The following is a 26893-nucleotide window of genomic DNA, read 5'->3' as shown; positions in this document are numbered from 1 at the left end:
GGATTGAGATTATGGATATATTTAAGAGGTTGAATGAGCAGGGTAGGACGATAATTTTGATTACGCATGACCATGCGATAGCGCAGCAGGCGAAGCGGGTTGTGAGGTTTCGGGATGGGCGGTTGTAAGAGAGTGTTTAGAATAAGATGGTGAAGACGGGGACTCCATGGGATATATGTGGGGTTCTGTTTTTTATGTCGGGGAAACTGGTGTTATTCTTTTACTATTCAGTGAGGGATGCCTCTTATATTGGTGAGAAGGAAATGATGACTTCGTTCAAACGAGAAATCTTCATTTGTGACAGTCGGCTTAGAAGGTTGTGGTGCAAAGCTCTAATTCATGATAACGTAATCGATAATGAAGTCATGGGATGGAGCAACTTACTTTGGAAATCAAATTGGATTTATTTAAATGAAAGCAATATGAATCAGCAATCATTTTACTAACCGTGAGATGGTATTTAAAATATAGTTTAAGCTATCGAGACATCGTAGAAATGATGAGCGAGCAAGGGTTAAAGATATCCCATACAACGATCATGAGATGGGTCCATGAGCGTGGACCCGAAATAGATAAACGAATCCGCAGCTATTTGAAACCCTCAAACGATTCGTGGCGTACGGACGAAACCTACATCAAAGTCAAAGGTCAATGGAAGTATTTATATCGGGCAGTTGATTCTATGGGGAAAACGATTGATTTCATGTTATCTGAAAATCGTGATATGACGGCACTGGATAAATGCTTTTTACTAACGCCTACAAACTCATCTGTAACTCAATTAACATATGGTGCTGCAACAAAGCTCTTATTCGGATTAATTTGAAAAAAAGTTAAACCGCAAGCAACGCGGCTTAACTCCTATATTTATTCATGCAAGGGTAGCATTAACTTGCGGTTGCCGACGCATCTTCCGCTTGAAGAGGCTGACGAACAATTTTCACATCATAGAAGGATATTTTGTTCGAGATGATATACGATGGTGTCCCTCCATGGGCATGGGATTCACGGAAAGCCTCGCTTTTGGTCCACGCGTTGAAATCTTCTTTGGAACGCCAACGGGTTACCACACTCACTTCATCATACTCTTTGATATTTTCCGTCAAATGGACCTCCAGTCCGAGAAAGCCTTCCATATATTCGACTTTACCGATTTTATCAAAGCGCTCGATCAGTTTGTGGGCCTCGCCTTTGGTGATGTGCGAAGTGTTCGTTACAATAATCATGGATAAATCCTCCTTAGGTTTGTATGTAGCCTTCATTGGGATAATGACAGGGTAGTCGTCTTCGAATCTGACCTTGGCCTCAATGTGATATACGTCTTGTAAAAACCGGTCTGTTAATAATGATTTTGGTTGACCGGATGCAACGACTTGGCCACGCTTCATGGCAATCATATGATGACAGTATGCGGCTGCTTGCTGTAGATCGTGAAGCACCATGACAATCGTGAGTCGATACTCCTGGTTGATGGCCTGCAGCATATCCATCACTTCCAGCTGATGGGCAATATCGAGGTAAGTCGTCGGCTCATCCAGCAGGAGAATCGATGTTTTTTGCGCTAAGGCCATGGCAATGCGTACTTTTTGCTGCTCACCTCCTGATAAAGTATGAAACATCCGGTCACTATGTCTGGAAGTCCCCGTCATTTGCAGCGCCCAGTTTACGGTGTCATGATCATCTGCACTCAGACGGTCAAATATTCGTTTGTAGGGTGCGCGTCCATAAGTAACGAGTTCTCGGACAGTTAGCTCGGGAAGTTGATCTTTGGACTGGATCAGCATAGCTAAGGTTTGGGCGAACTGAGAGGCGCTGTAGGATTCGACCGGTCGTCCAGACACGGTGACGCTACCGCCGTCGGGCTGCTGCAAGCGGGCGATGATGCTCAGCAGCGTCGACTTGCCCGAACCGTTCGGGCCGACGATGGCTGTCATGACGCCAGGCGGAAACGAAACAGACAGGTCGTGCAGACCAAAGGCTCCCAGGCTCAGCTCGATGTGGTTCGCTTCGATAGCACTCATCCTGCCATCCTCCTTTTCTTGAGCAAGTATAAAAAGAATGGCGCACCTAGCGCAGCGAGCAAAATACCGACAGGAAGCTCGATCGGATCGAAAGCGGAGCGCGCTATGGTGTCGGCGAAGACGACGAGCACTGCTCCGCCCGCAATGGATAACGGCAATAGAAAGCGGTAATCGTCTCCGACCATCAGCCGTACGGCGTGCGGGACCACCAGTCCGACAAAGCCGACCAAACCGGCGACGCTGACGGCGGCTCCCGCTAATAAGGAGGAGAGCAGAATCAGGAGGAAGCGCTGCAGCTCGACTTTCTGTCCGAGAAGTTTGGACGTATGCTCTCCCAGCATGAGCAGATTGGCGGGTTTGATCGCAAAAAAGGTCAGAACCAGCCCTGTCAGGGCGTAAGGCGCCATGAACGATAAGTGATACCAGCTTCTGCCGCTGAGCCCGCCGGAGAGCCACGGGAGGACAGCCTGCACTCTATCGCTGTAAATGACCATGAATCCATTGGTCGCAGCACCGATCAAGGCATTGATGGCGACGCCAGCCAGCACAATTTTGAGCGGTGAAGAGCCTTTGCTCCAAGCCAGGAAATAGATGCAAACCGAAGTAATGAAAGAACCGGCAAAAGCCAGTACCGGCAGAAGGAAACTGAACTGTGGAAACACGATCATCGACAGAATGGCCGCCAGTCCGCCGCCGGCGGATACGCCGATGATGCCGGGATCAGCCAACGGATTTTTCATAACGCCTTGCAGAAGAGCGCCCGAGGCTGCCAAGCAGGCACCGACCAACAGCCCGATCAGAACCCTGGGAAGCCGAAGGTTCATCACGATTTTATGATGAAGCGGCTCGCCGGTAGAGGTGAATACCTGCCAGATGTCATGGAGTGTTAGGGGGACCGAGCCGCTGGTCAAGCCATAGAACGTAACGGCAAGCAGGAGAAAGGGAGCAAGAACGTATCCCCATTTTCGGCGAAAGCTGCGCTGCTGCAAGTTCATAGGCTACTTCACCGCAAGCAGGAGCTTATGCAGGATATCCAGCGACTCGGTTACGCGCGTGCCCGGATTAGAACCGAAAAGGTCGGCGGGAAGCACTTCCACCCGGTTTTGCTTCACGGCATCCAACGAGCTCCAGGCACTGTTTTGCGACATTTCTTTCATAAAGCCATCCTTCACTTGATCCGGGCTTGTATGGCTCATCAGCAAAATAAGCTGGGGATCGGATTTCACAATTTTCTCCGTGTTTAACTGTGCGTATTGCGGGTAGCTTTCCAACTTCGGATAATCGGCGGCAATGTTTTCTCCGCCAGCTTTAGTCAGAATGTCCCCACTTAGTGAATTGTTGAGCGCAGCCATATAGGTCCCGGGGGCACCGTAAACGAGCAGTACTCTCGGTTTGGAAGTGCCGCCATCGGATGTATAGGATCGCAGCTTCTCGTTAAGCGTGCTGACAAGTTCCGCAGCTTTCGCTTGTTTTTGCAAAACCTGGCCGACAAGCTGGATTTGTTTCTTAATGTCTTCGATGGAATTGGCGGAAGACAGGACAACTTTGCTGCCAAGAGCCTCGAGGGAAGGAATATCCTTGCTGTTCAGCGGCTGGTTGCCGAAGATAACATCCGGGCTGAGGAGAGCGATCTTCTCCAAATCAATGCCATGGGCGGATCCGATCTGCAAAGCTTTTTCGGCTTCCTTCACCCATACGGGCGAGGTGGATGTTGGTCTGCCGACAACTTCGCTCCCCAAGGCATAGACGATATCCAATTCACCGTTGCTCAGCGTGGCGATTCGTTGAGGGACTTTGGAAAAGACGATGTTTCTTCCGGCAAAGTCTTGGATACTCCCAGTCTGCGAGGCAGTCGTCGAAATGGATTGACCTGCGGGTTGGCTGCATCCAGCCAGCAGTAGAAGTGCTGCTAAGGGCCATAAAAACGCCTTTTTCATCATGATGCTCCTTCTCCAGTAATTCGTACAAAGTACAACGGGATAATGTGAGAGCCAATCTTGAGCAAATTAAGATAATGATTCTCATTCTGACTATTAACTTTAATTGAGAATCAATCTCATTGTCAATACTTATTTTGGGAGAATTAACCAGATGACAGAGACATTCATTTTTATTGAGATTTATTCGCTTTGTACGACAGTCTCGAAAAATAGGGTTGACATCTTTCAAAATAGTAAGCTATTATCAACGCATTGGTAAAATTCAACAGTAAAATATAAATATTTCCCAATCGAAGGAGGAATCGAAGGGGGAAATACCTAAAAGCGGGTTGTTACAGGATGAGAATTCATCATTTTTTTTCAATTTTAATTGAGAATGATAATCATTGTCTTTTTTTGTTGAAACATTCAAAGGAGGAAATGCCCAACCATGAAGATAAAGTTCGTATTGCCCGTTGTTGCGCTAGCCTTGTTAGGTCAGCTGCAATTATTTAGTCCAGCGAAGATCCTTGCTGCATCCGATTTGTCAGATGGTACCTACAAGATCGATTATCTGATCACGAAAGCGGAGAACGATTCAGCTTCAATGGCGAACGATTATTTTGAAAAGCCCGCTGTCTTGCAAGTTAAAAACGGGGCGGTGACGGCTGAGCTTCAAATGAATCACAGCAAGTGGATCACAATTTTCAAAACCGCAATCGGTAGTGATTTTCCAAGTGCGGAAGTCGTTGCAAGCGACAAAACGGAGGATACTCGCGTAACTCGTTTCCAGATCGAGAATCTGAATAAACCGCTGCTAGCCAAAATTCATGTCACTGTACCGGATATCGACTATGATCACGATTACACGATCCGGTTTCTGTTTGATCTTAAGTCGCTTAAACCAACGGGAGGCGTCCAGGGGGCCGGGAAGGCGCAAGAAGCTGGGGGCAGCACTGCAGCAGTGGGTTCAGCAGGTACAAGCCCGTTAGCTAAGCCTTCTTCCAGCATAACCCAAATGACCGTAAATACCGGACAGCAGAAGACGGTCGTAAATCCGCAAACCGGCGATGATGCCCCGATCGCTATGCTCGCCGGCTTATTCCTTTTATCCGGCGTAACGATCATATACTTGATAAGAGGCAAACGGCGTCATAGAAAACCAATCAAAATCACGTCAAGCGCATCGGTGCTGATGGTCGCTTTGCTTGCCTCCGTTCAAAACCAGGCGGTTTATGCACTAGAGCCTGATACAGGGAGCAGCAAGGCAATCCATGCATCAGCCGTATCCACGAACCCTCAGGGGATTGCCGACGGAACCTACAGCGTGGCTTACGAATTTCATAAGTTCAATACGGAACAAGTTTCCGTCATGCAGGATTATGTGATAAACCCGGGCAGGCTGCTGGTGAAGAACGGCAAAATGGTTGTACAGATTACGCTGAAGCAGAGCAAGGAGATTACGGCCATCAAGCTGGGAACAACCGGCAATCTGTCGTCACCGGAAATCATCGCAGCAGATGAGCTCAACAATACGCGTACCGTGCAGTTTGAAGTCCCAGATCTGAAGGCTAAAGTACAGGGATGGGTGAAGATTTATTGGCAGGTCAGCTCCTCATTTCTTTATGACCACGAGTATGATGTGGAACTGATTTTGGATCCAGCAACGCTCAAAGCTATTCCGGGGGAACCCCGGCCTGTGCCTGTCCAGGATGAGAAGGTTTTTTCCGGCCTGAAAGATATGACGAATCATTGGGCTAAAGCTGCTGTGGAGCAGGCTGTCAATCTTGAAATCGTGAAAGGGTACGAAGACGGCACGTTTCATCCTGATGGTGAAATCAACCGTGCGGAGTTTGCCGTGCTCCTGAACCGGGCCTTGAAGCTTAAAGCGGCGTCCAAGCCGCTAAGTTTTACCGATAGCCAGAACATTCCGGAATGGGCAAAGCCCGATCTGGGCTCCGCCACGGAATCCGGGTTGCTTGGCGGTTACGAAGACGGGACTTTTCGTGCCAATCGCACGATTACACGTGCGGAATTAGCCGTTATCGTTGTGCGAGCGCTGCAATTAAAAACAGATGCCAATGCGAAGCCGTTATTTTCTGATGCAGCGCTCATACCCGAGTGGGCACAGGCTGAAGTCGCCGCCGCCTCAGAATCGGGCATGATTAGCGGACGTAATCACAACGAGTTCGCTCCCGAGGCAAGCGCGACAAGAGCTGAAGCTGTTAGCCTCGTAATGAAACTGGTTCAAAAGAAGAGTAAGGAGTGATCTCTTTCGCATGCGCATGATTAGATGGTTCAATGTTTCCGTAGTAGCGATAGCCATTCTGGCGTCAGGCTGTTCCGGCAACGATGCGGCGAGGAATCTCACGACGGATACCGGTTCCGGCGGTACGGCGACTCAGACGTCAGTACCGATGGAGAGCAAATCTCCACGAATCGTCTCGACAACGGTGGCGGTTACGCAGTTCATGGACGCCCTCGATCTCGATCTAGTCGGGGTTCCCACGAGTGTTAAGACTTTGCCCAAGCGCTATGATGGTGTAACGAAAGTGGGCAATCCGATGACGCCGAATATGGAGATCGTCAAGTCGCTCGAGCCGACGGATGTGTTGTCGGTGACAACGCTGGAATACGATCTTGCTCCGGTTTTTAAGAATGCCAATCTCACAGCCCGCTTTCTCGATTTTACGAGTCTGGAGCATATGAATAAGGCGATTCTGGATATTGGCAGCAGGTTTGGGAAAGAGAAGCAGGCCGCCGCACTGGTGAATGGCAACAACGCCAAGGTTGAACAAATCCAGAAGCAAATTGCAGGAAAGAAGCAGCCGAAAGTGCTTATACTGCTTGGCGTCCCAGGGAGTTATCTGGTGGCGACGGAAAATTCCTATATCGGCGATCTGGTCAGACTGGCAGGCGGCAAAAATATCGTGGAAGGCGAGAAGGTGGAGTACTTGGCTTCCAACACCGAATATTTGCAGAAGTCCAATCCCGATGTGATTCTGCGCGCAGCCCACGGCATGCCGGAAGAAGTCGTGAAGATGTTCGAAAAGGAATTCAAGAAGAATGACATATGGAAGCATTTTTCTGCGGTGCAGAGTGATAGGGTGTATGATTTGCCGGAAGACTTATTTCCGACGACGGGGAATCTAGCTGTAGGAGAAGCTCTCGATGCTACGGTTAAGATGCTGTTCCCTTAAACAGAGCATGAAAGAGTGCGAACAACTTGCGAAGGAAGCTGCTTGTTATGAATAAAAAAATATGGAGTATCTGGGGCGTTATCGTTCTTCTCATTGCCGTTTTTATTTACTCGGTCTGTACGGGGAGCATTAAGGTTAGCTGGATCGAACTTATTCAAGGATTATTTACAGGAACAAACAAGCAGGTAGAAGTCATCAGAGATTTGAGGCTGCCCCGCATCATTGTATCTTCGCTTGTTGGGGCGGCGTTAGCCGTCTCCGGCGTTCTGCTGCAAGCTGTCATGCGCAGTTCATTGGCGGACGCAGGCGTGATCGGTATTTCTTCGGGAGCGGGCTTTGTTTCCATTCTCGTCGTCTCGATTTTTCCCAATCTATTTTTCTGGATGCCGCTATTGGCGTGCGTGGGGGGAGCTTTGGCTTGCTTTCTCGTTTATTCTTTTGCGTGGAAATCAGGCTTGAATCCCATCCGTATTCTTCTAGTAGGCATTGCTATCAATGCCACTTTCAGCGGCTTGGGGCAGTCGTTTAATTACCGGGGCAGCTACGCCGTAACCAGCATCAATCAGGCTGTAACCTCGATCTTTACGATGAAAAATTGGGGAGATGTCTGGATCATGCTGATCTACGGTGTGGTTGGTTTCGTGCTGGCTTGGCTCACGAGTCCATGGTGCAATTTGCTGGCTTTGCAGGATAAATCCGCCCAAAGTGTGGGACTCCATGTATCCAGAGCGCGTCTGTTGATTTCAATGATTGCCGTTCTCTTGGCAGCGGTTGCTACGGCCATCGGAGGCTTGATTGTGTTCGTCGGGTTGCTGGTGCCTCATATTGCCCGTTTGCTGGTCGGTTCCAATCATAAAGTATTGATTCCGTTCTCGGCGCTTGCCGGAGCGCTGCTTATTTTGTCTGCGGACACGCTGGGCCGAACGGTCCTTGCACCTGCGGAAATTCCTGCGTCCATTATTATGACCGTTATCGGAGGTCCCTTTCTCATATTTTTGCTTAGAAAAAGCGATCGCGTTTATGGACGTTGAGCAGCCAAACTTCCGATGCAAGAAATTTTTAGAAGAAATGATAAAAAAAGGGTTGACAAATTTTGAGGCACATAGCTAAGATAGGGTTGTCGATAGATGGTGCACACATCTTCGACGAGATCACCGTGAAGAGACACAGATTATTGGCCTGATCAACGTGTCGAAGCCAGAAGCTTTTTTTTTACAGCATGATTGATAATGATTATCATTATCTGCACATATCGGATATTTTCGTGGCGTTCACGAGTCTTTGGTAGAAAGGAGGCTTGCGTAACAGCGCTGCTTCAAAGGCTTGAAAGTCCGGTTTGCACCAAATTGATCCGTTAGAAATGAAAAAATAAAAATGATGAAGGAGTGTTTCTAAATGAATTTGTCTATCAAAAAATCTTTCTCGATGATGATGTTGGTATTTGTCCTGGTTCTTGCTTTTGCAGTTCCTGCTTTCGCCGCAAGCAAATCCTATCAATTCTACTACAACGGGAGTGCCACTTCCCCTTACAACTCTCATGTTAGCGGATTTATTGTCGGTTCCGCGGACGTAACAGGAACAACGGTTACTGTCACGCTGACAGGCAATAGCTATGGCGATTTAAAAGCGGACAACGGTTCCGGCACTTTTGTTACTGCGTCCAAATCCATTAATGGCAGCGGCAACTCGGTGTTCACTTTCACTAATTCCGACCCAACGGAAGATATTGATACTCAGCTTTACGTAAATGCTGGACCTCATTCGCAAACTTATAATCTTACTATTCACTGGAATTAATACTGTGTCCAAGAGACGCTGAAAAGTCAATGCGCCGAGGTGAAACGTGATCCATCCTGATCGCTTTCGCTTTGGCGCTTGCCTTTGCTCCAAGACCGAATAAGAAGGAGTGTACATAAAGTTGAAGAGCCATTTGAAACAAATCATGGCCATATGGGTTTCGCTGGCCTTGTTCCTGTCCTCGCTTCTGTCTGCCTTGTCTATCGATACCGGGACGGCAAAGGCGGCAGGTGTGATCCCGGACAACAATTACGCAGTTACATACAGATATTTAAAAGACGGGACGACCGATTCGTCCGCTGCCAATATTTATTTGTCCGTACCAGGCTCGGGCAAGCTTATTGTGAAGGATGGGAGCTTGAAGTTCGAGCATCAAATTACACAAAAATATTACAGCTATTTCAAATACCTCGGTTTTCGCAAAGCAGGATCCGCCAAGGCGGTGATTAATCCCGACACACAGCAAATTATAGGTTTGGACGGTTATCAGAATTACCCGGTCCGGGCTTCTGCCGACGGTTCGGGCAACTGGATTACGACAATCCCAATGGAGGATATTGTCAAGAAGCCGGATGTGCTTATGCATGTCGTTATCAAAGATGATCCTGAGTATCCCCCCGGATTTGTATACGATAACTGGTACAACGTTCAGTTGGAACTCGATACAAGCGGTTTGCCGGGCAATAACTACCCTGGGAATTGCGTCTATGCAGAGCAGCCCATTACCTTACCCCAACTGCAAGATTTGATTACTGTTTCCAAGTCCGTCTATGCAAGCACGTACGAAGGAACCGATTATGGAAATTATCCGGCAGGCTCCAAGCAGCCGTTGTATACGAACATTGTACTCGCGGATAACTTTGTCGCTATGGGGAGCACGGCGCCTGAGCTGGTGAAAGCCGTCTTTACTTCACTTACGGCGGCATTGAACACATTTCAGTATGAGGTTGTTTCAAAAGTCGATAAAACCGATCTCCGCTCGCTCGTTCATACGACTTTGAAAGATCAGGCGAGTATGCATGAAGCAGGGTACGCGGAGTGTAAAGAGGGTTATAACTATCCTCCCGTCACACCAGGCGAATATACCAAAGGTTCCAAGGAGAGTACACAGCTTTATTTGGGAAAAGCGCAAACTGTGCTGTTGAACGTTTACGCGACAGCAGCTAATGTGACCAAGGCGATCAATCAGCTTAAAGGTTATAAAAGCAATGAGTACGTTGCCTCCGAACCCGTTAAGCTGATCGTCCTCGATTCGCTGAATCCGACATCGGCACCGTCGCAGAAAGCTCCGGAGATTGCCGGTACAGCTGATCTCATTCAACCAAGAGATAATAACAGCGAATATGTAAGAGCTAATCTCACGTTCAATGGAGCAGCGCCTTCCGAGGTGGTTCAGTCTACGCCTGAGGGATGGAGCCAGAATAATGGCGCGGGCTTCATTAAAGATGGATTGGATTATGCAAATGAAGCCAACCGGGCGCTGCTGCTTGCCAAAAGCTCCAATGCGCAAAAGAACGTATATCAAGTGCTCGTTCGCGGAGCAGCCGTTGACAATGCGAAATGGGAAGGCCGCTCTTATCTTCGTTATAAGCTGAATGGTGTAACGAAAGAAGTTTATATCAGCTACAATGGCAATCAACTCGATGGTTTGAACAAAGTGATTGGGGACGCACAAAAGTATGTCGATGCAGCGGTAGCGCTGGCTAATGCCGAGCAAACTTATGCGGCTGCCAAGTCCGCACTGCAAGCGAAGCTGGCCGCAGCCAAAGCAACGACGGCCAATTTGGCGGCGCCCCGGACGCAAATCGCCGCAGCCAGCGCAGCATTGGCACAGGCGCTGGATGATTTTAAAGCCACGTCCGTCATAGCTGTTCCGGGTCCCGGCGGTGGACCGCCTGCTGACGGTGTCTATCCAATCGGATTCCATATTTACAAAAAGGGAACCAGCGAACCGTCGGTCATGTACGACTACGCCGTGGCGAGCAGCGGGAAACTGATTGTGGAAGGCGGTAACCAATACGTCTCATTTACCTTAAAGCAGAATGCAGAAATTCTCTCATTCAAGACGGAGAGAAAAGGCGCATTGGTGGAAACTGACAAAATTAGCGAAGATAAGACTGCCAATACGCGCGTAATTCGTTTTCCAGTCAGCGATCTTGGCGCACGCTTGAACGGCTGGGTCAAAATTTATTGGATACTCCCGCCCCCTATTAATGTCTATGATCACGAATATGAAGTGGAGCTGGGATTCGATCAGCCGGTTATTCCCGAAGATCAGCATGAGCTGAACTTCAGTGTCCTTCATGCGACGAAAGATGAATTCTCTTCGATGGATAAATATTTCGCAAAGCCGGGCAGGTACAGCGTGGGGAGCGGGAAGGTTAAAGTCACCCTGACTCTGAAAGACAGTACGGTCGTCCCGAGCTTTAAAGTCGAGCAGAACGGCGTTTTGACAGAAACCAAAGTGATCAGCACGGATACGGCAGCGAATACGCGTGTAGTTCAATTCGAGACGGCCGACCTGACAACGCTGTTAAACGCACAAGTGCACGTTTCGACGAGCTTTAACGGTCAGCCTTACGAAATGGACCATAAAATCCGTTTGAAACTGTCCCCAACGGACAAAACTGCCTTGAACGCGCTTATTGCTTCGGCACAAAGCAAGTTTGATGCGGCTGTAGAAGGAACGGAGGCAGGTAAATATCCCGTACTGGCCAAAGCAGCTTTGCAGGCAGCCATCGAGGCAGCCAAAGCTTCAGCCTTAAGTGCGACTGCTTCCCAGCAGGCGGTGGATGCAGCTGTCTCATCCTTGCAAAAAGGGATTCAAGTATTTCGAGCTTCTATCATTCTTGAAGAAGCAGACTATTTGATTACACTGCCGACTGCGATTAAAGACGGCACCGGTGCGCCTATCAGCAACTATGTGTCATCCGAGACCAAATTAAAGGTGAGCGGTGGCAAGCAGGTAGCGACATTTAATTTAAAAGACGGAGTAATCTTGAAAAAGATTCAAAAGAAAAAAGCTGACGGCAGCCTGGAAGATGTGCTTTCACAAGTTGCGGCTGCGGCTAAACAGAAGAACGAGGTTGCGATTCTGAGCGTATCCGGCCGCTCCTCTTCATTCAGCTTCGATGTGGATCGCACGGCTAATTATTTGCTGACACTGGTTGGTGCTGATCAGATGGATCGGGTGTTCGAAATCGCTTTTGCAGAGCTGGAACCGACGAAAGTAAATCCCGGAACGGGAGGACCTGGGCCGGTCACACCGGTGAATGTGCACGGGATTTCGGACGGAACATATAGCATTTCGTATAAGTTTTTAAAATACAATGCTTCGTCCACTTCTGTTATGCATGATTACGTCGTTACACCGGGAAAACTCACGGTGAGCAGCAGCTCAATGTATTTTGAGTTCACGCTTAAAAACAGTAAAGAAATTCCTGATTTCCAAATCGACAACGGCGGCGGCTTGTCTGCACCGGAAGTATCTTCAACGGATGAGAAGAACAACACCAGAACGTATAGATTCAAGGTCGCCAATTTAGATGAGAAACTCCATGGATGGGTCGATGTGAATTGGCCGGCAATGAATTATGTGCATAATTATGATGTGCATCTGGCTTTTGACAGATCGACTTTAAAAGCTATGGCAGGCGGTGGTGCCGGAGGAGTTATAGGCGGGGAGAAACTCTTGGCCGATCGGTATACCTCTGGTGAATATGTGCTGGATTATGCATTCAACGTTCGTGGTTCTGCCAACAAGGCGGAAGTGGATGTTTATATGAAACATCCCGCGAAGTTCGTCGTCAAAGACGGCAAGAGCTATCTGCAAGTGACGGTAGCCAACCAGGAAGTGAAGTCGCTGAAGATCGATAATAAAGGATCGTTGACGGAAGCTGAGATCGTATCGACGAACGCGAAAGACAATGAAAAGACGCTACAGTTCCCGATTACGGATACCGACACCAAAATCATGGCGCAAATCACGACCCAAGGCCAATATTCAGGCTATTACAATGTGGAATTCGTCTGGTACAGTTCCAGTATTAAGCCATATAAAGAGCAGCCGAAGGACGTAGTCGTGGTCAAGCCGCCGGTCGTTGTTACTAACGTATTCAGCGATGTGGAGAAACATTGGGCCAAAGCGCTTATTGAGCGCGCCATTAAGTTGGGATTGGTAAGCGGGTATGAAGACCAAACCTTCCGCCCTGACAAGCGGATTACACGCGCTGAGTTTGCAGTGCTGCTAAGCAGAGTATTGAAGCTGGAAGCGGGTAAAGAGCCGTTAAGCTTCACGGATGCATCCGATATACCGACGTGGGTGAAACCGCAGCTTGCTTCTATTATTAATGCCGGTATAATGAACGGTTATGAAGACGGTACCTTCCGGGCGGACCGGAATATTAGCCGTGCGGAACTGGCTGTGATCGTAACACGGGCGCTCAAGTTGAAAGTAGATGCGAACGCGAAGCCGAACTTCACAGATGTGGAGAGCATTCCAGCATGGGCGCAAGCCGAAGTGGCGGCAGCACATGAGCAGGGCATACTCAGCGGGAGGGGCAACAATGTGTTCGCACCGAATGAAAGTGCCACACGTGCAGAAGCCGTCTCGTTAATTCTAGCTTTATATCATGAATAATAAGGTTTCTTGATCAGAAACGGGGATGCTGAAAAGGTATCCTCGTTTTCCGATGAAACCGGACAGCAAAGGAAGTCGTTGTTGAATGCATGTGCTGCGCATAGCTTGGATAGCGGCAGCCGCAGCCGTTTGTCTGTATGCTGTTTTACGATTGACCGCGATCGGTTGGGGATACTACGAAAACCGAGAAGTTTTAGCGGAAATACGCGATGTATATAAGGAGGCTCAATCTCAGGAAGCGGGTCGTGCCCAGTCTGCAACGGAAAGTGTCTACGGCAAAGATCATGAGACCGTTCAGCAAGTTCGTGTAGGATTCGAAGCATTGTTGAAGCTGAATCCCGATTTCACAGGCTGGATTAAGTTGAAAGGCAGCCATATCGATTATCCCGTTATGCAGGGGAACGATAACAAGACGTATCTAAACCGCAATGCGAAGGGAGAATCTTCCCGCGCCGGCAGCATTTTTATGGATTACCGCAATGAACCGGATTCGGAGCAGCGGCATCTTATTCTCTATGGACATCGGATGAAAGATGGCACGATGTTTGGCGATTTAAAGCATTTTGTGGATGAGTCCTATTATCTGACGCATCGTCAATTTCGCTTTGACACATTGACGGCTTCCTATGCGGCCGAAGTGTTTTCGGCTTATGATACGACGACGGATTTTAATTATATCGAGACGGATTTTGCCGATGAAGAGGCATTCCGTCGTTTTTTGAAGAAAATTCAGGGGAAATCTCTATTCGCCAGCGACATGACATTGACTTCCAAAGATCGTATCCTGACATTGTCAACTTGTGACTATCTTCTGGATCCAGTGAACGGCCGCTTTGTCATCCATGCCCGTTTGAAGCGATTGGACTGAATGATTTCCACATTAATAATGATAATGGGAGAAGGGTGAATTATAAGCCCTTCTCTACTATAAAATGCGGTTATGATGCAAACCTCTAATTCATGATAACGTATCTGAATGAAGTCATGGGATGGAGCAAGTTACTATGGAAACCAAATTGAATTTATTTAAATGGAAGCAGTATGAATCAGCAATTATTTTACTAACCGTGAGATGGTATTTAAAATATAGTTTAAGCTATCGAGATATCGTAGAAATAATGAGCGAGCGGGGATTAGAGATTTCCCATACGACGATCATGAGATGGGTCCATGAATTTGGGCCCGAAATAGACAAACGAATCCGCCCCTATTTAAAACCCACAAATGATTCGTACAGAACGGACGAAACGTACATTAAAGTCAAAGGCCAATGGAAGTATTTATATAGAGCAGTTGATTCTATGGGGAATACAATTGATTTTATGCTATCTGAAAATCGAGATATGCCGGCAGTTAAGCGTTTCTTTACAAAAGCATTGACCTCACCACATAATCAATTTCCACGTGTGATTACTTTGGACAAAAACCCGGCATATCCACCAGCCATACAAGAATTAATAAATGAAAAAGTCCTACCAAAAGAAACATTGGTTAGACAAACTAAGTATCTAAACAACATTGTTGAACAAGATCATCGATTCATAAAGAAAATCACAAAACCGATGCTTGGTTTCAGATCGTTTCACACTGCAGAACAGACGTTGAAGGGAATCGAGGCCATGCATGTTGGGTATTTACTGTCCTTTTTAATTCTTGCACCACAAACGATTTTATTTTAAAATCCGTACGAGGTAATCACGTGTGTTTCATTTCTTTTTCTTGTGCACTTAAGCACAATGTGGGAGAATTGGACAAAAACGAGCAAGTCGACATCAAGTAAAGTGAGGAACCCGACAATGGTACAAATCGTCGTTGCTGAAGATGAGTTATGGTTGCGTAGTGAACTGGTTGAGATGATCGAGCAAATCGGTGAAGGCTTTGAGATCGCAGGTGAAGCCGTGGATGGCGAGGATGCATGGAATATGATTCACGAGCTGTGGCCTTCGATTCTCGTTACAGATATCCGCATGCCTAGGCGGGGCGGTTTAGAGCTTATTCGTGATATTGAAGAGGCTGGGCTTCCTATCGTCTCCATCATTGTCAGCGGATACGATGATTTTTCATATGCCCAGCAGGCAGTCCGGTACGGTGTTTCGGAATATTTACTTAAGCCGCTCAGTAAGGATGAGCTCAAAGAAGCGCTCCATCGATCCTTGAACCGGATGTCCATGTTTAAGGAGATGCAAGGTTGCTTGAAGCAAATCGTGAGCTTTCTCGAGCAATTGCACGAATGGGAGGCGAAGAAACGGCTTTCGAAGCTGACCGGTATTCTGAGCGAGATCCGTATACTTCAATCTGCTCGTCCGGGAACACGCAGAACGGTATTGGAGATTTTTGCGGGGAAATTAACGGAGCTCATCAAGGGAAATAAGGAAAGCGAAAGCGTCGAGCTGCCGATCAGGCCTGCTTGGGACAATCATGACGAGATTGTGCGGTACTTTCAAAGCTTGCTGGAGACCTTGACGCTGCAATCCAAGCAATCGACCAGCGCTGAAATCCGTTCGGTTATCCGCAAAGCGACGGAATATATCGAGAGGCAATACATGCAGCAACTCACGCTGGTCAAGATGGCTCAGCTTGCGAATTTGAGCCCGTCCTACTTCGGCTATTTGTTCAAGCAGCACACGGGGCAATCGTTCGTCAACTATCTGAACGGTGTCCGCATCCAGAAAGCGAAAGCGCTCCTGATGGAGGATGATATCAAGGTCTATGAGGCAGCCGAGATGGTAGGCTTTATTTCGCTGCCCTATTTCAATCGCGTGTTCAAATCACTCACGGACATGACACCGAACGATTTTCGCAAAGGAATGGGGTTGTAACGTGCAGCTAAAAACGAGGTTTCACTCCATCAAAACACGGATGACGCTTGGTTTTTTATTGATCAATCTATTGTCTTTACTCGTTGTCCTGCTGATTTCTAACCAGATGTTTCATAAGGTCATCGCCCGTGATTTTGTCAACGTTTCTAATGATGCGGCGTCACGTTTCAGCTTTCGGATGAACGATTATATCGAGCAAATCATACAGACATCCGCACCAATGGTTGCGAACGCGCAGTTTCAAGAGTTTCTTCGCGGCCAGCAATCATTGCCGGAACAAACGGATGCCATTGAGAAGGAAATGCGTAAATTCACATCGATGAATCACCCGGAGGTCGTCGGGATGTTCCTGATGTCCACGAATATTGAAATGGTTTCGATGAATAGTTTTTATTATTCCAAGTCAGCCTACTATTGGCAGGAGCCGTGGATCTCGCTTCCTTTTGACCAGGATATTCAAATCATTCCAACCCATCTGACCAATTATCCCCAACAGCCTAAATATGCAGTTTTTTCACTTGTCCTGCCCGTTTACGATACAGCTACGCTGGATATTATTGGCCGTCTCGTGATTGATGTGCTGCCGAAAAGCATCAGTGCTTCCTTCGGCGACATTCGGATTGGAGAAACGGGGTATTTTTTTGTTATTTCAGAGGACGATACGATCATCTATCATCCGAATGATGAGTGGCTGGGCCTTCCGAGAGCGAATACGCCGCTAGCCAATCTCGAGCTGAAGAAAGGGACGGGAACCTTTATTCAGAAGTGGAATAATCAAAACTGGCTGATCTCGGTCAATAAAACGAATCGGATGAATTGGAACGTCGTTTCCATCGTTCCTCAGTCCGAACTGGAAGTCGGGGCAAGAGTGGTCGAGCGGTCGATCATCATGGCATTTCTTGCTGTGGCGATCATCATTGTGACCATTATTCCGCTCATGACCAGTCGCTTCGTCAAGCCTGTCCTGACCTTAAGGAATTTGATGGCGAAGGTGTCAACCGGCGATCTGACTGTCCGGGCGCATCTAACCAAACAGCAAGATGAAATACAAACGCTGAATCTGGGCTTTAATCAGATGGTGTCGAGGCTGGATCAGCTCATGACAACGGTTACTGATCTTCAAATGAAAGAGATGAAGCTGGAGCTTCGCCAGAAGGAAGCATTAATTCGTGCGCTGCAAAATCAAATCAATCCTCATTTGCTCTACAATACGCTGGGGATCATTAAAAGCATGGCTTTTCTGGAAAATGTGCCGCGCATTGAGACGATCTCGCGCAACTTGGCCGACGTTTATCGGTATACGGCGAGGTTTGAGAATGAGGAAGTCACGCTGCATGAAGAACTCGAAATCATGGCAAAATATTTGGAGATCGTCAAGCTGCGGTTTCCAATGTCCTTCCTTCGTACCATATCGGTGAATGAAAAATTTCACGGTTGCCTGTGCATGAAGCTTACCTTGCAGCCCATCGTAGAGAACGCTGTCAAATATGCGATAGAGCCCAACGGCGGTGAGGGGGCGATCATCGTCAACGCCTTCGAAGAAGGCGGGGATTTGATCCTGGAAATTGCGGATAACGGGAAGGGGATTCCTGTGGCGCAACTGGAGGACATCCAAGCGATGCTGCAAAAGGAGACCGAGAACCCCAACGGCATTCCGTCTGCCAACGGTTCGCTGGGTCTCTCTAACGTACATGCACGGATCGTCCTGCGCTATGGCCAACATTATGGGATTCGAGTGGACTCGTTTCCTGGACAAGGAACGGTCGTTTCTATACGGTTACCCTTCCGAAAATAGGATGGATGCGACAGATTCTTCGTGAAATTAGATAAGAAATCGTGAAAACGGAGAAGGAGTCTTTTTCTCATCTGCTTTATACTGAGATTGTAGCAACGCAACTTACTTAGCAGATATGAGGGGGAACATGCAATGAAGAAAGTGTTAACGCTTTCAATCTCGGCAGTCGTACTTGCAGGCTGCAGCAGTAACAGCGGCACGGGCGATAAGAAGGAAACTGCGCAGCCAACAGCCAATCAGAAGGCAAATGTAGATGATGGCAAGGAGAAAATGGATATCTCAATGCTCGTCAGCACGGCGGCTGGCGGCGGCTGGCCTGAGAATCACCCGATGATTCAGAAGCTGAATGAAAAGCTGAACATCAACCTGAAGTTTCAATGGGTGCCTGGCGACAACTATGAAGAGAAACTGAATGTCATGGCAGCGTCGAATACATTTCCGGATGTCTTCCATGCTACGAATCCGAACTCATACAATAAATGGCAGGAGAAAGGTGTCTTTCTAGATTTAAAACCATTGCTCCCCCAATATGCGAACTTAACGAAGGAGATCCCGCAGCGTGACTTGCAAATGATGAATCCGAAGGATTATATCTATGGATTGCCATTGTACGCACCGAGCTTCCGCAGCAATCTGTCTATTCGGAAAGACTGGCTGGATAAATTGAACTTGAAGATGCCAACAACGGTAGATGAGTTTTACGACGTGGCCAAGGCATTCGCTGAGAAAGATCCGGACGGAAACGGGAAGAAAGATACGATCGGCTTCAGCATGAACATCAGTGCAAATGGCACAATCAACAATATTGATTATTTGAAGGGCGCTTTTGGTATTTCAAATAATTGGAAACTGGTGGATGGCAAGCTCGTGCCGATGCAAACGCAAGCGAAGGAGTGGAAGGATTTTGCCACTTTCCTGCGTAAAGCCTATACGGAGGGTGTGCTGGACAAAGACTTCCCCGTGAACAAAGAGCGCGATCCGTGGAACAAACTGGAGGCGAATACGAATGGCATAGCGGAAGTGAACCCGAATGAAGTATATACTACTTCCCTTCCTACCCTTCAGAAGCTGGATCCAAAGGCGGAGATTGTACAGCTGACACCTCCAAAAGGACCAACAGGCTTACAATTTGCGAATACGGTAATCAGCACGGCGAAGATTGTCGTCAACGCCAAAACGGATCCGAAAAAGCAGCAGCGCATTATGAAGTTGCTTGACTACATGTTATCTGACGAGGGTTATACGCTGATCAAGAACGGGATTGAAGGTGTGGACTACAAGAAAGAGGGCGATAAGGTAACGATGCTGCCAGCCTTCACGACGAATCGTCCGCAAATTTTGTCTACATGGTTTTTCCGTCGTTTTGATCCGGGTATCCAAATTCGTCTATGGGACGATAAATCGTATGGGGACAAGGTGCTTGCTTGGTTCAAGAATACAGAACCCTACCGCTATGATAATCCTGGAGCCGGTCTGGTATCGGATACGCTGACGAAGGTCGGCACTGACCTGAATAAAAAATTTACGAACGCGATTATCAAAGTCATCGTGGGGCAAGAGCCTGTCGATTCGATTGATAAAGCGGTCGAGCAATGGAAGTCCGGCGGCGGAGATGACGTTGCGAAAGAGATCAATGACATTTATGCCAAAATGAAGTAGTCGGTCGGCAGGGGAAACCACGGTTTTCGTGGTTTCCTTCCTCATCATGCGCAGACTTATTCTATGGAAAGGGGGAGCGACATGACAACAACGAAGAAATTGCTTCGCCGAGGCATACCGCTTTATGCGATGATTGCACCGGGCGTGCTCTTTTTCCTTATTTTTCGTTACTTGCCGATGTTCGGTATCGCTATCGCGTTTCAAAATTATGATCCTTTTGACGGCTTTCTGCACAGTGACTGGGTTGGCCTAGAGCATTTTCGAAGACTTTTTAGCGAGCAGGACTTTTGGATTTTGATGCGTAACACGCTGGCTATGAGTTGCTTAAATCTGTTCCTCTTTTTTCCTGCTCCGATCATTCTGGCCTTGTTGTTGAACGAAGTCAGGGTAAAGGCTTATCGCAAATCGGTACAAACGATCACGTATTTGCCGCACTTTCTGTCCTGGGTTGTGGTTGTCAGTATGACCGTAATTATGTTCTCTACGCAGGACGGGGCGCTAAATAAATTGCTGATTTCATGGGGCTGGGAACGCTTTGATCTGCTGATGAATCCTGATTATTTCCGCACGTTATACTTGCTTCAGAACATTTGGAAAGAAACGGGCTGGAGCGCGATTATTTTCCTGGCTGCCCTTGCCTCCGTGGATCCAACTTTATTTGAGGCCGCTGTTGTAGACGGAGCGAGCCGATGGAAGCAGATGCTCCATATTAGTCTTCCGGCACTCAAATCTGTTATCTTCATCATGTTCATCCTGCGTCTTGGCCAAGTGTTGGATATCGGCTTTGAGCATGTCCTGCTGATGCAAAATCCGCTCAATATGGACGTGTCGGACATATTCGATACGTATGTTTACCGGACAGGGATCCTCTCCGCACAATTCAGCTTTACGACGGCTGTCGGGTTATTTAAGTCGGTCGTTGGCCTTGTGCTTGTCATTGCGGCAAATACGCTGGCGAAGCGATTTGGGGAAGAGGGGGTATATTGATGGCTGCCAAAGGGACAGACCGGCTGTTTGTCTGGATTGTGTATGCGTTGCTGACGCTTGTGTCGCTGCTCGTCATTGTGCCTTTCATCTATGTCGTCGTCGTATCATTTGCTACGAAGCATGAGGTGCTTTCAAGAGGTTTCTTCTTGTTTCCGAAAGAATGGACGCTTAATTCCTATCAGTTTTTGCTTCGCGAACGCAATTTTACAACGGCTTTCAAAAATTCTCTCATCATTACTCTCATTGGCACGACGATTAATATTACGTTGACCAGCTTGATGGCGTACGGCTTGTCAAAGGTATGGCTGCCCGGACGCAAAGTCATCAATTTTTTAGTGCTTGTTACGATGTTGTTCAGCGGTGGGATTATTCCGACTTATCTGATTGTCAAAGCGTTCGGGTTGTTGAACAGCTATAGCTCTCTCTGGTTGTCAGGAGCGATTGCACCGTTCCATTTGATTGTCATGAGGAGCTTTTTCCAAAACTTCCCGGCAGAGCTGGAGGAGTCATCGCGCATAGACGGCTGCGGCGAGCTTCGCTTGTTCTGGAGAATCGTCTTGCCGCTCTCTATGCCGGCTGTGGCGACGTTTACCTTATTTTATTTGGTGCAAAACTGGAATACGTATTTCTCGGCGCTGTTGTATTTGAACGATACGCAAATGTGGCCGCTTCAAGTGTATTTAAGACAAATACTGATCGAATCCACCGATTCCTCCATGATGCTGATCGTCGAAGGCTTTGAGTACGGACCACCGGTCAAAATGGCAGCTGTTGTCATCACTGCGGCTCCGATGCTGCTCATATACCCCTTTATGCAGAAGCATTTTAACAAAGGAATGATGTTAGGATCCGTCAAAGGCTGAATGCGTATTGTCATAACATGAATCATGACTGTTGGGAGTGGAAGATGGAATGAAGAATCAAGAGCAGAATATTTTATTAATCTTGACCGATCAGCAACGGGTGGATACGTTAAAAGCCTATGGCGGGAAGGTGTGCCAAACGCCAAATCTGGATCAATTGTCGGAAGATAGTATTGTATTTACGAACGCTTATACAAGCTGCCCGATTTGTACGCCAGCAAGATCTTCTTTGCAAACGGGATATTACCCGTTTAACGTCGGCATGCAGTCCAATTCGTATGGCTCGCATTGTTTAATCAGGGAGCTGCCGGATCATCCGGATCTGCTCAGCAGGCAATTGCAAAAGCAAAATTATAGCGTGGGTTATACCGGCAAATGGCACCTTGGCCAAGGCAATGAGTCTGAGGAAACAAAGAATTACCGCGCTCACGCCGAGCATGCCATTCAATTCCCAGAATATCAGTATGATATTCGCTCGCTCCCTTCTGATGTTGGTTATGAAGCCGATGATTTCCCAGGTCATGGTGTTGGCGGCTATGGCTATAAACAGTTCAAAGACTATTTGGAGGAAAATGGTTTAACCTTTGAGACGAAGAATACGTTATCCGGGAATTTCGAGGCGCATATGGCGGCAGAGGTCATCTCACCGATCGAATCGACCGTAGAGTACTATTTGACGGAACGCGCGATTCATTATATCGACCGCTTTCGTAAACGTTCGAAGCCTTTCTTTTTTGCGCTCAACTATTGGGGCCCGCATGAGCCTTATATGGCGCCAACCAAGCATCTCGACCGGTATCGCGATATGACCTTGGAGCCTTGGCCTAATTTCTATGACGATGGGAATAAGAAACCGTCCATTCATAAAGCGAAGAGCGCAAATTCGAAAGAATGGGACGCCTTTGCTCCTTATGTGAAGCATTATTACGGCTTTATGAGCTCCATTGATGAGCAAATCGGCCGCTTACTCTGCTATTTGAAGGAGCATGATCTGTACGAAAATACGACGATTATTTTCTCCGCCGACCATGGCGAGTCGCTTGGCATCCACGGGGGATTAAGCGATAAGGCGTTCTTCATGTATGAAGAAACGTGCCGCATCCCTTTACTTGTAAAGCCGGCAGGCGTTTCAGGTCATCGCGAAGAGAGCAGGTTTGTCGGTTCGTGTGATCTTTATGCTACGATTCTGGAGCTGGCAGGCGCAGCAAGAGAGCAAGCGGAGAAACGGGATGGACGTTCGTTTGCGCCGATGCTGCGCGAGGAGCCATTGGCGTCTTGGCCGGACTGCGTCGTTACGGAATGTTCGGGATTAGAGAGCGTAATGTACACCCAACGAATGATTCGATATGAAACGATGAAGTATGTGTTCAATTGCGGCGATTTGGATGAGCTGTACGATTTAAGTACGGATCCCTACGAAATGAACAATCTGATCGATCATTTGGACTATGCCGATAAGCTGAACTTCCTTCGAGCTAAGCTGGCGGATTGGATGGTTGAGCATAAAGACGGCGCTTTAAAAATATTTAAGCGGATGCGAGATATCGCATAGATCTTAGGGAATATCGGAGGAAAAAACATGGAACATCATAAGCTGCCCCAGATTGATCATGTCTGTAAGCAATATGTGATGGGTGGGGAAACGATCCGCGCGTTGGATGATGTGTCATTAGTAATTGAACAAGGAGAATTTGTCGCGAATATGGGGCCATCAGGTTCGGGGAAGTCGACACTGATGAACATTATAGGGTGTTTGGATGTGTCTGACACGGGATCGTACGTTCTTGACGGCAAAGCGATTAACCAGATGAAGGATTGGCAGCTGGCCGAGATACGGAATCGGAAAATTGGATTCGTGTTTCAAAACTTTAATTTACTACCCCGATTAAGTTCATATGAGAACGTGGAGTTGCCTTTAATTTATCGGGGGATGACGCGGAAAGAACGAGAGCCACTTGCTTTGAAAGCTTTGGAAGCCGTCGATTTGGTGGATCGCAGGAAGCATCTGCCATCGGAGTTGTCTGGCGGGCAGCAGCAGCGAGTGGCGATCGCACGAACGCTGGCAGGAGATCCTGCAATTATTTTGGCGGATGAACCGACTGGAGCACTGGATTCGAAGACGGGGATTGAGATTATGGATATATTTAAGAGGTTGAATGAGCAGGGTAGGACGATAATTTTGATTACGCATGACCATGCGATAGCGCAGCAGGCGAAGCGGGTTGTGAGGTTTCGGGATGGGCGGTTGTTAGAGAGTGTTTAGAATAAGATGGTGAAGACGGGGACTCCATGGGATATATGTGGGGTTCTGTTTTTTATGTCGGGGAAACTGGTGTTATTCTTTTACTATTCAGTTTTTATTTCTTTTTTGTCATCGGTATATATGGCATGAATGTATTATAACTGTTCAACTTACTACTTCGCTAACGGGACACGATAGCACAATAACAACAGGCTGCCAGAATGATCGGCAGCCTGTTGAAGTAACGGGCAGGATTGTTGAATGATACAGTCGAATAATATCCGAAGCAGTAGCCTATTGGTATTTTACGGAGGGGGATAAAATGTACGGAGTTGTTGCTCATTTTGACTCGAATACGGAACTCTATATAAAGCAGATTTGGAAAGAGTTGAGTGATAAAGCTGTATCCAAATATTCTGAGGAAGTACAAGATAGACGACCACATATTACGATAGCGGGGTATGATTCTGGCCTGAATATTGAACGATTTATCGCTGAATTTGACAGCTTCTATGAATCAAAAAAACAGATTTCAATTACGCTGAGTTCATTAGGGACTTTCTTAAACTCAGGAGCATTATACCTTGCTCCTGTTCCTTCCAAAGAGTTCTTAGAATTCCACGATAATCATCATCATTACTTTCAAATATATCAAGCGAGTGCTGAAATTCAATATCTTCCGAATAATTGGATACCTCACTGCACAATAGCTAACAGACTGAACGAAGCGAAGTTAAAAGAGGCGATTGTATATTGCACTAAAAGAATCGAACCATTAACAACTGCAATCGTTGAAATATCAGTAATAAAAGCTATATATGAAAATAATAAGTGCATTAAAGCACCATCAATACACACAAAGGTTTTAAGGTGACATCCAAAGACAGAATTATAACAGAAGCTCACTTAAATGCGATAATTTAGTCTTGGAGTAGTTTGCAGACAGGTAACCGCTCCACTCTACGTTCAACAAACGGTGAACTATAGCGCAAGAGCTGCATTGAAGCAGCTAAGCAGCTCTTTATTTCATTTCATGATTAAAGTAACGGGCAGAATAACGCAACAAATGCGTCTAAATAGTCGGTACCTCAGTTAGGGTTTACACTGATTTACAGAGAACCGTATCACAATTAGTACGAATTTTTTAGTAAAGAGCGTGAGAAGATATGTCTTTTCGTGTTACTTGTACACATGCACCCAATACACAGATCTCATTCCTCAGACGGAGAAAGTATCCTTCCGAAGCCAGTTAAATAAATTGAGATACTACAATAGAATTAATATATTAATTGAATCGCTCTTTGTATCGTACGGGAGAGGATGATTATGAAGTTGGGAAAATTATTGAAGTACGAGAGGTTATCGGTTTATTAGGGCTCAATCGTGCTGGGAAAACAATAACGATAAAGATGCTCTGTGACGCGTTAGATGCGGATGCTGGTCCTATACATATTGATGGCTTAGATATTGGTAACAAAAGACTTAGTAACTGGAGGGAGCAAAGAATGCACAAGACGGATAACAAGCTTAATAGGGTTTCAGAGAATATTCCCTGCCATATTGATACTATTGAAGCAATCGAAATTGGTGGCACTCAACAATGGATTGCTTTAAGGTCAGAAAGCACTTCCAATCCAATTATACTGTTTTTACACGGGGGCCCCGGTACGGCGCAGATAGCTTTTTCCCGAAAAGCACAGCACACGCTGGAAAAAGACTTTATTGTTGTAAACTGGGATCAGCGCGGAGCAGGTAGGTCATATTCATCCAAAATAAAAAAAGATGATATGGTAATTGAACGGTTCGTTTTAGACGCAGAGGAGCTTGTGGAAAGCTTATTAAAACGATTCAAGCAAAAACGACTTTTTCTTGTAGGCCATTCATGGGGTAGCATCATCGGCGCGCATCTTGCGGCCAAACGACCTGATTTGTTGTGGGCGTATGTTGGTATCGGACAAGTTGCGGATATGGCACGTGGAGAATTGTTGTCCTATAAATTCACAATAGACGAAGCAAGGCGTATCGGCAATAACAAGGCTGTCCGAGAATTGGAAAGCATAGGTGAACCTCCTTATGCAAATCTGAAAGCTAGCGGTATACAACGAAAATGGCTTGGAAAATTCGGCGGTCAGACAGTGAACGGAACGACAATCGGTATGGTCATCAAGAATATAACCGCCCGCGACCTTGGCCTGTTTGGGTTAATTAGTTTTGTCAAAGGCGCTGCATTTTCTCTGAAAAGTCTGGAAGAACAAGCGAACTCTGTGGATCTCTTTCGGGAAGTTCGTGAGATAAAAGTTCCAGTTTTCTTTTGCTGTGGTCGCCGGGACTATAATGTTCCATTTGAGCTTGCTGTCGAATATTTGGGAAAGCTGAGTGCCCCCTATAAGGAAATCATCTGGTTTGAACATTCAGCCCATTCGCCTAACTTTGAAGAGCCAAATGTGTTTCATGAGTTCTGCTTAACAAAACTAAAAAGCTGTATAGTATAAGCATTATGGACTAAGTGCCTTTTCCTTAAAGCTAAAATGGCAATGGACTTTATTGGTCATTCCGCTAACGGGTAGCATCTGCGCTCCTTGAAGAAAACACGTAAAGACGTATCGCCCAAGGCGAATTTGTCGCTAATGTGGAATTGCCATAGATCGCGGATTTTCGAGAAAACAGCGAGAGCCGCTTGTTTTGCAGGCGTTGGAAGCGGTGGATTTACTGGATCGTAGGAAGCACTTTCCGTCTGAAGACGGGTATGGAGATTATGGATATTTTCAGGCGGTTGAACGAGCAGGGTAGGACGATTATTGTGATTACGCATGATCGGCAGGTTGCGGAGCAGGCGAAGCGGATAGTTAGGTTTCGGGATGGGCGGTTACAGAAAGATAGTTAGTACTTGTAAGACCGGGACTCCAGGGAAAATAGGGGGTTCTGGTTTATTTTATTTATGCTGAGCACATC

19 protein-coding genes and 1 pseudogene are annotated in these 26893 nt (G+C 47.0%); 17 read left to right on the top strand and 3 right to left on the bottom strand.

The features are described 5' to 3' along the window. Positions 1 to 415: 415 nt before the first annotated feature. Positions 416 to 748 (top strand): annotated as a pseudogene (locus IEY34_RS10800) (IS6 family transposase); the annotation flags it as partial. A 139-nt stretch (positions 749 to 887) separates the two neighbouring features. On the opposite strand, the gene isdG reads toward IEY34_RS10800, so the two are convergent. The 3 genes from isdG to IEY34_RS10785 are packed head-to-tail and all read right to left on the bottom strand — an operon-like array spanning position 888 to position 3958. Next, entirely contained in the window at positions 888 to 2021 is a 1134-nt protein-coding gene (isdG, locus tag IEY34_RS37525) for a heme oxygenase (protein WP_189011232.1), read from the bottom strand. After that, entirely contained in the window at positions 2018 to 3016 is a 999-nt protein-coding gene (locus tag IEY34_RS10790) for a FecCD family ABC transporter permease (protein ID WP_189011231.1), read from the bottom strand. Before IEY34_RS10790 ends, isdG begins: the two co-directional genes overlap by 4 nt. Positions 3017 to 3019: 3 nt before the next feature. After that, positions 3020 to 3958, bottom strand: a complete 939-nt coding sequence (locus IEY34_RS10785) for an ABC transporter substrate-binding protein (RefSeq protein WP_189011349.1) — start codon at positions 3956 to 3958, stop codon at positions 3020 to 3022. Between the two features lie 433 nt (positions 3959 to 4391). On the opposite strand from IEY34_RS10785, the gene isdC reads away from it, so the two are divergent. The 16 genes from isdC (at position 4392) to IEY34_RS10705 (ending at position 26433) form a co-directional block, all read left to right on the top strand. Then, entirely contained in the window at positions 4392 to 6209 is a 1818-nt protein-coding gene (isdC, locus tag IEY34_RS10780) for a heme uptake protein IsdC (protein WP_189011229.1), read from the top strand. Positions 6210 to 6219: 10 nt separating this feature from the next. Next, positions 6220 to 7140, top strand: a complete 921-nt coding sequence (gene isdE / locus IEY34_RS10775; protein WP_229757572.1) for a heme ABC transporter substrate-binding protein IsdE — start codon at positions 6220 to 6222, stop codon at positions 7138 to 7140. A 47-nt stretch (positions 7141 to 7187) separates the two neighbouring features. Beyond that, on the top strand, positions 7188 to 8171 hold the full coding sequence (locus IEY34_RS10770) for a FecCD family ABC transporter permease (protein ID WP_189011227.1): 984 nt from the start codon (positions 7188 to 7190) through the stop codon (positions 8169 to 8171). Positions 8172 to 8535: 364 nt separating this feature from the next. Next, positions 8536 to 8937, top strand: coding sequence for a hypothetical protein (locus IEY34_RS10765; RefSeq protein WP_189011225.1), 402 nt, complete (start codon positions 8536 to 8538; stop codon positions 8935 to 8937). 121 nt (positions 8938 to 9058) lie between these two features. Then, positions 9059 to 13576 (top strand): NEAT domain-containing protein, encoded by a 4518-nt coding sequence (locus IEY34_RS10760; RefSeq protein ID WP_189011223.1) that lies wholly within the window; start codon positions 9059 to 9061, stop codon positions 13574 to 13576. Between the two features lie 85 nt (positions 13577 to 13661). Beyond that, positions 13662 to 14444: a class B sortase gene (srtB, locus tag IEY34_RS10755; RefSeq protein ID WP_189011221.1), complete on the top strand. Its 783-nt coding sequence runs from the start codon at positions 13662 to 13664 to the stop codon at positions 14442 to 14444. Positions 14445 to 14580: 136 nt separating this feature from the next. Further along, a complete protein-coding gene (locus IEY34_RS10750) occupies positions 14581 to 15255 on the top strand; it encodes an IS6 family transposase (RefSeq protein ID WP_189011219.1) in 675 nt (224 codons plus the stop codon). Between the two features lie 117 nt (positions 15256 to 15372). Then, a complete protein-coding gene (locus IEY34_RS10745; RefSeq protein ID WP_189011217.1) occupies positions 15373 to 16395 on the top strand; it encodes a response regulator transcription factor in 1023 nt (340 codons plus the stop codon). A gap of 1 nt (position 16396) precedes the next feature. After that, positions 16397 to 18190, top strand: a complete 1794-nt coding sequence (locus IEY34_RS10740) for a sensor histidine kinase (protein WP_189011215.1) — start codon at positions 16397 to 16399, stop codon at positions 18188 to 18190. A 132-nt stretch (positions 18191 to 18322) separates the two neighbouring features. Beyond that, on the top strand, positions 18323 to 19849 hold the full coding sequence (locus tag IEY34_RS10735; protein WP_189011213.1) for an extracellular solute-binding protein: 1527 nt from the start codon (positions 18323 to 18325) through the stop codon (positions 19847 to 19849). A gap of 81 nt (positions 19850 to 19930) precedes the next feature. Beyond that, entirely contained in the window at positions 19931 to 20836 is a 906-nt protein-coding gene (locus tag IEY34_RS10730) for an ABC transporter permease (RefSeq protein ID WP_229757571.1), read from the top strand. After that, positions 20836 to 21699, top strand: coding sequence for a carbohydrate ABC transporter permease (locus IEY34_RS10725; protein WP_189011202.1), 864 nt, complete (start codon positions 20836 to 20838; stop codon positions 21697 to 21699). Before IEY34_RS10730 ends, IEY34_RS10725 begins: the two co-directional genes overlap by 1 nt. Before the next feature lie 49 nt (positions 21700 to 21748). Continuing rightward, entirely contained in the window at positions 21749 to 23251 is a 1503-nt protein-coding gene (locus IEY34_RS10720) for a sulfatase-like hydrolase/transferase (protein WP_189011200.1), read from the top strand. Between the two features lie 27 nt (positions 23252 to 23278). After that, entirely contained in the window at positions 23279 to 23962 is a 684-nt protein-coding gene (locus IEY34_RS10715; RefSeq protein ID WP_308422997.1) for an ABC transporter ATP-binding protein, read from the top strand. A gap of 301 nt (positions 23963 to 24263) precedes the next feature. Next, positions 24264 to 24815 (top strand): 2'-5' RNA ligase family protein, encoded by a 552-nt coding sequence (locus IEY34_RS10710; protein WP_189011198.1) that lies wholly within the window; start codon positions 24264 to 24266, stop codon positions 24813 to 24815. A 415-nt stretch (positions 24816 to 25230) separates the two neighbouring features. Further along, positions 25231 to 26433: an alpha/beta fold hydrolase gene (locus IEY34_RS10705; protein WP_189011196.1), complete on the top strand. Its 1203-nt coding sequence runs from the start codon at positions 25231 to 25233 to the stop codon at positions 26431 to 26433. The last annotated feature ends 460 nt before the right edge of the window (positions 26434 to 26893 follow it).

The sequence above is a fragment of the Paenibacillus marchantiophytorum genome (genome assembly GCF_014640555.1).
GTDB classification, from domain to species: domain Bacteria; phylum Bacillota; class Bacilli; order Paenibacillales; family NBRC-103111; genus Paenibacillus_E; species Paenibacillus_E marchantiophytorum.
The sequence above is the reverse complement of the archived record's forward strand: the minus strand, read 5'-3'. Positions and strand labels throughout refer to the sequence as shown.

Bases quoted from the DNA above. Each gene is read 5' to 3' on its own strand.
- isdG (WP_189011232.1), bottom strand. From the start codon at position 2,021: ATGAGTGCTATCGAAGCGAACCACATCGAGCTGAGCCTGGGAGCCTTT.
- IEY34_RS10790 (WP_189011231.1), bottom strand. From the start codon at position 3,016: ATGAACTTGCAGCAGCGCAGCTTTCGCCGAAAATGGGGATACGTTCTT.
- IEY34_RS10785 (WP_189011349.1), bottom strand. From the start codon at position 3,958: ATGAAAAAGGCGTTTTTATGGCCCTTAGCAGCACTTCTACTGCTGGCT.
- isdC (WP_189011229.1), top strand. From the start codon at position 4,392: ATGAAGATAAAGTTCGTATTGCCCGTTGTTGCGCTAGCCTTGTTAGGT.
- isdE (WP_229757572.1), top strand. From the start codon at position 6,220: ATGCGCATGATTAGATGGTTCAATGTTTCCGTAGTAGCGATAGCCATT.
- IEY34_RS10770 (WP_189011227.1), top strand. From the start codon at position 7,188: ATGAATAAAAAAATATGGAGTATCTGGGGCGTTATCGTTCTTCTCATT.
- IEY34_RS10765 (WP_189011225.1), top strand. From the start codon at position 8,536: ATGAATTTGTCTATCAAAAAATCTTTCTCGATGATGATGTTGGTATTT.
- srtB (WP_189011221.1), top strand. From the start codon at position 13,662: ATGCATGTGCTGCGCATAGCTTGGATAGCGGCAGCCGCAGCCGTTTGT.
- IEY34_RS10750 (WP_189011219.1), top strand. From the start codon at position 14,581: ATGGAAACCAAATTGAATTTATTTAAATGGAAGCAGTATGAATCAGCA.
- IEY34_RS10745 (WP_189011217.1), top strand. From the start codon at position 15,373: ATGGTACAAATCGTCGTTGCTGAAGATGAGTTATGGTTGCGTAGTGAA.
- IEY34_RS10735 (WP_189011213.1), top strand. From the start codon at position 18,323: ATGAAGAAAGTGTTAACGCTTTCAATCTCGGCAGTCGTACTTGCAGGC.
- IEY34_RS10730 (WP_229757571.1), top strand. From the start codon at position 19,931: ATGACAACAACGAAGAAATTGCTTCGCCGAGGCATACCGCTTTATGCG.
- IEY34_RS10725 (WP_189011202.1), top strand. From the start codon at position 20,836: ATGGCTGCCAAAGGGACAGACCGGCTGTTTGTCTGGATTGTGTATGCG.
- IEY34_RS10720 (WP_189011200.1), top strand. From the start codon at position 21,749: ATGAAGAATCAAGAGCAGAATATTTTATTAATCTTGACCGATCAGCAA.
- IEY34_RS10715 (WP_308422997.1), top strand. From the start codon at position 23,279: ATGGAACATCATAAGCTGCCCCAGATTGATCATGTCTGTAAGCAATAT.
- IEY34_RS10710 (WP_189011198.1), top strand. From the start codon at position 24,264: ATGTACGGAGTTGTTGCTCATTTTGACTCGAATACGGAACTCTATATA.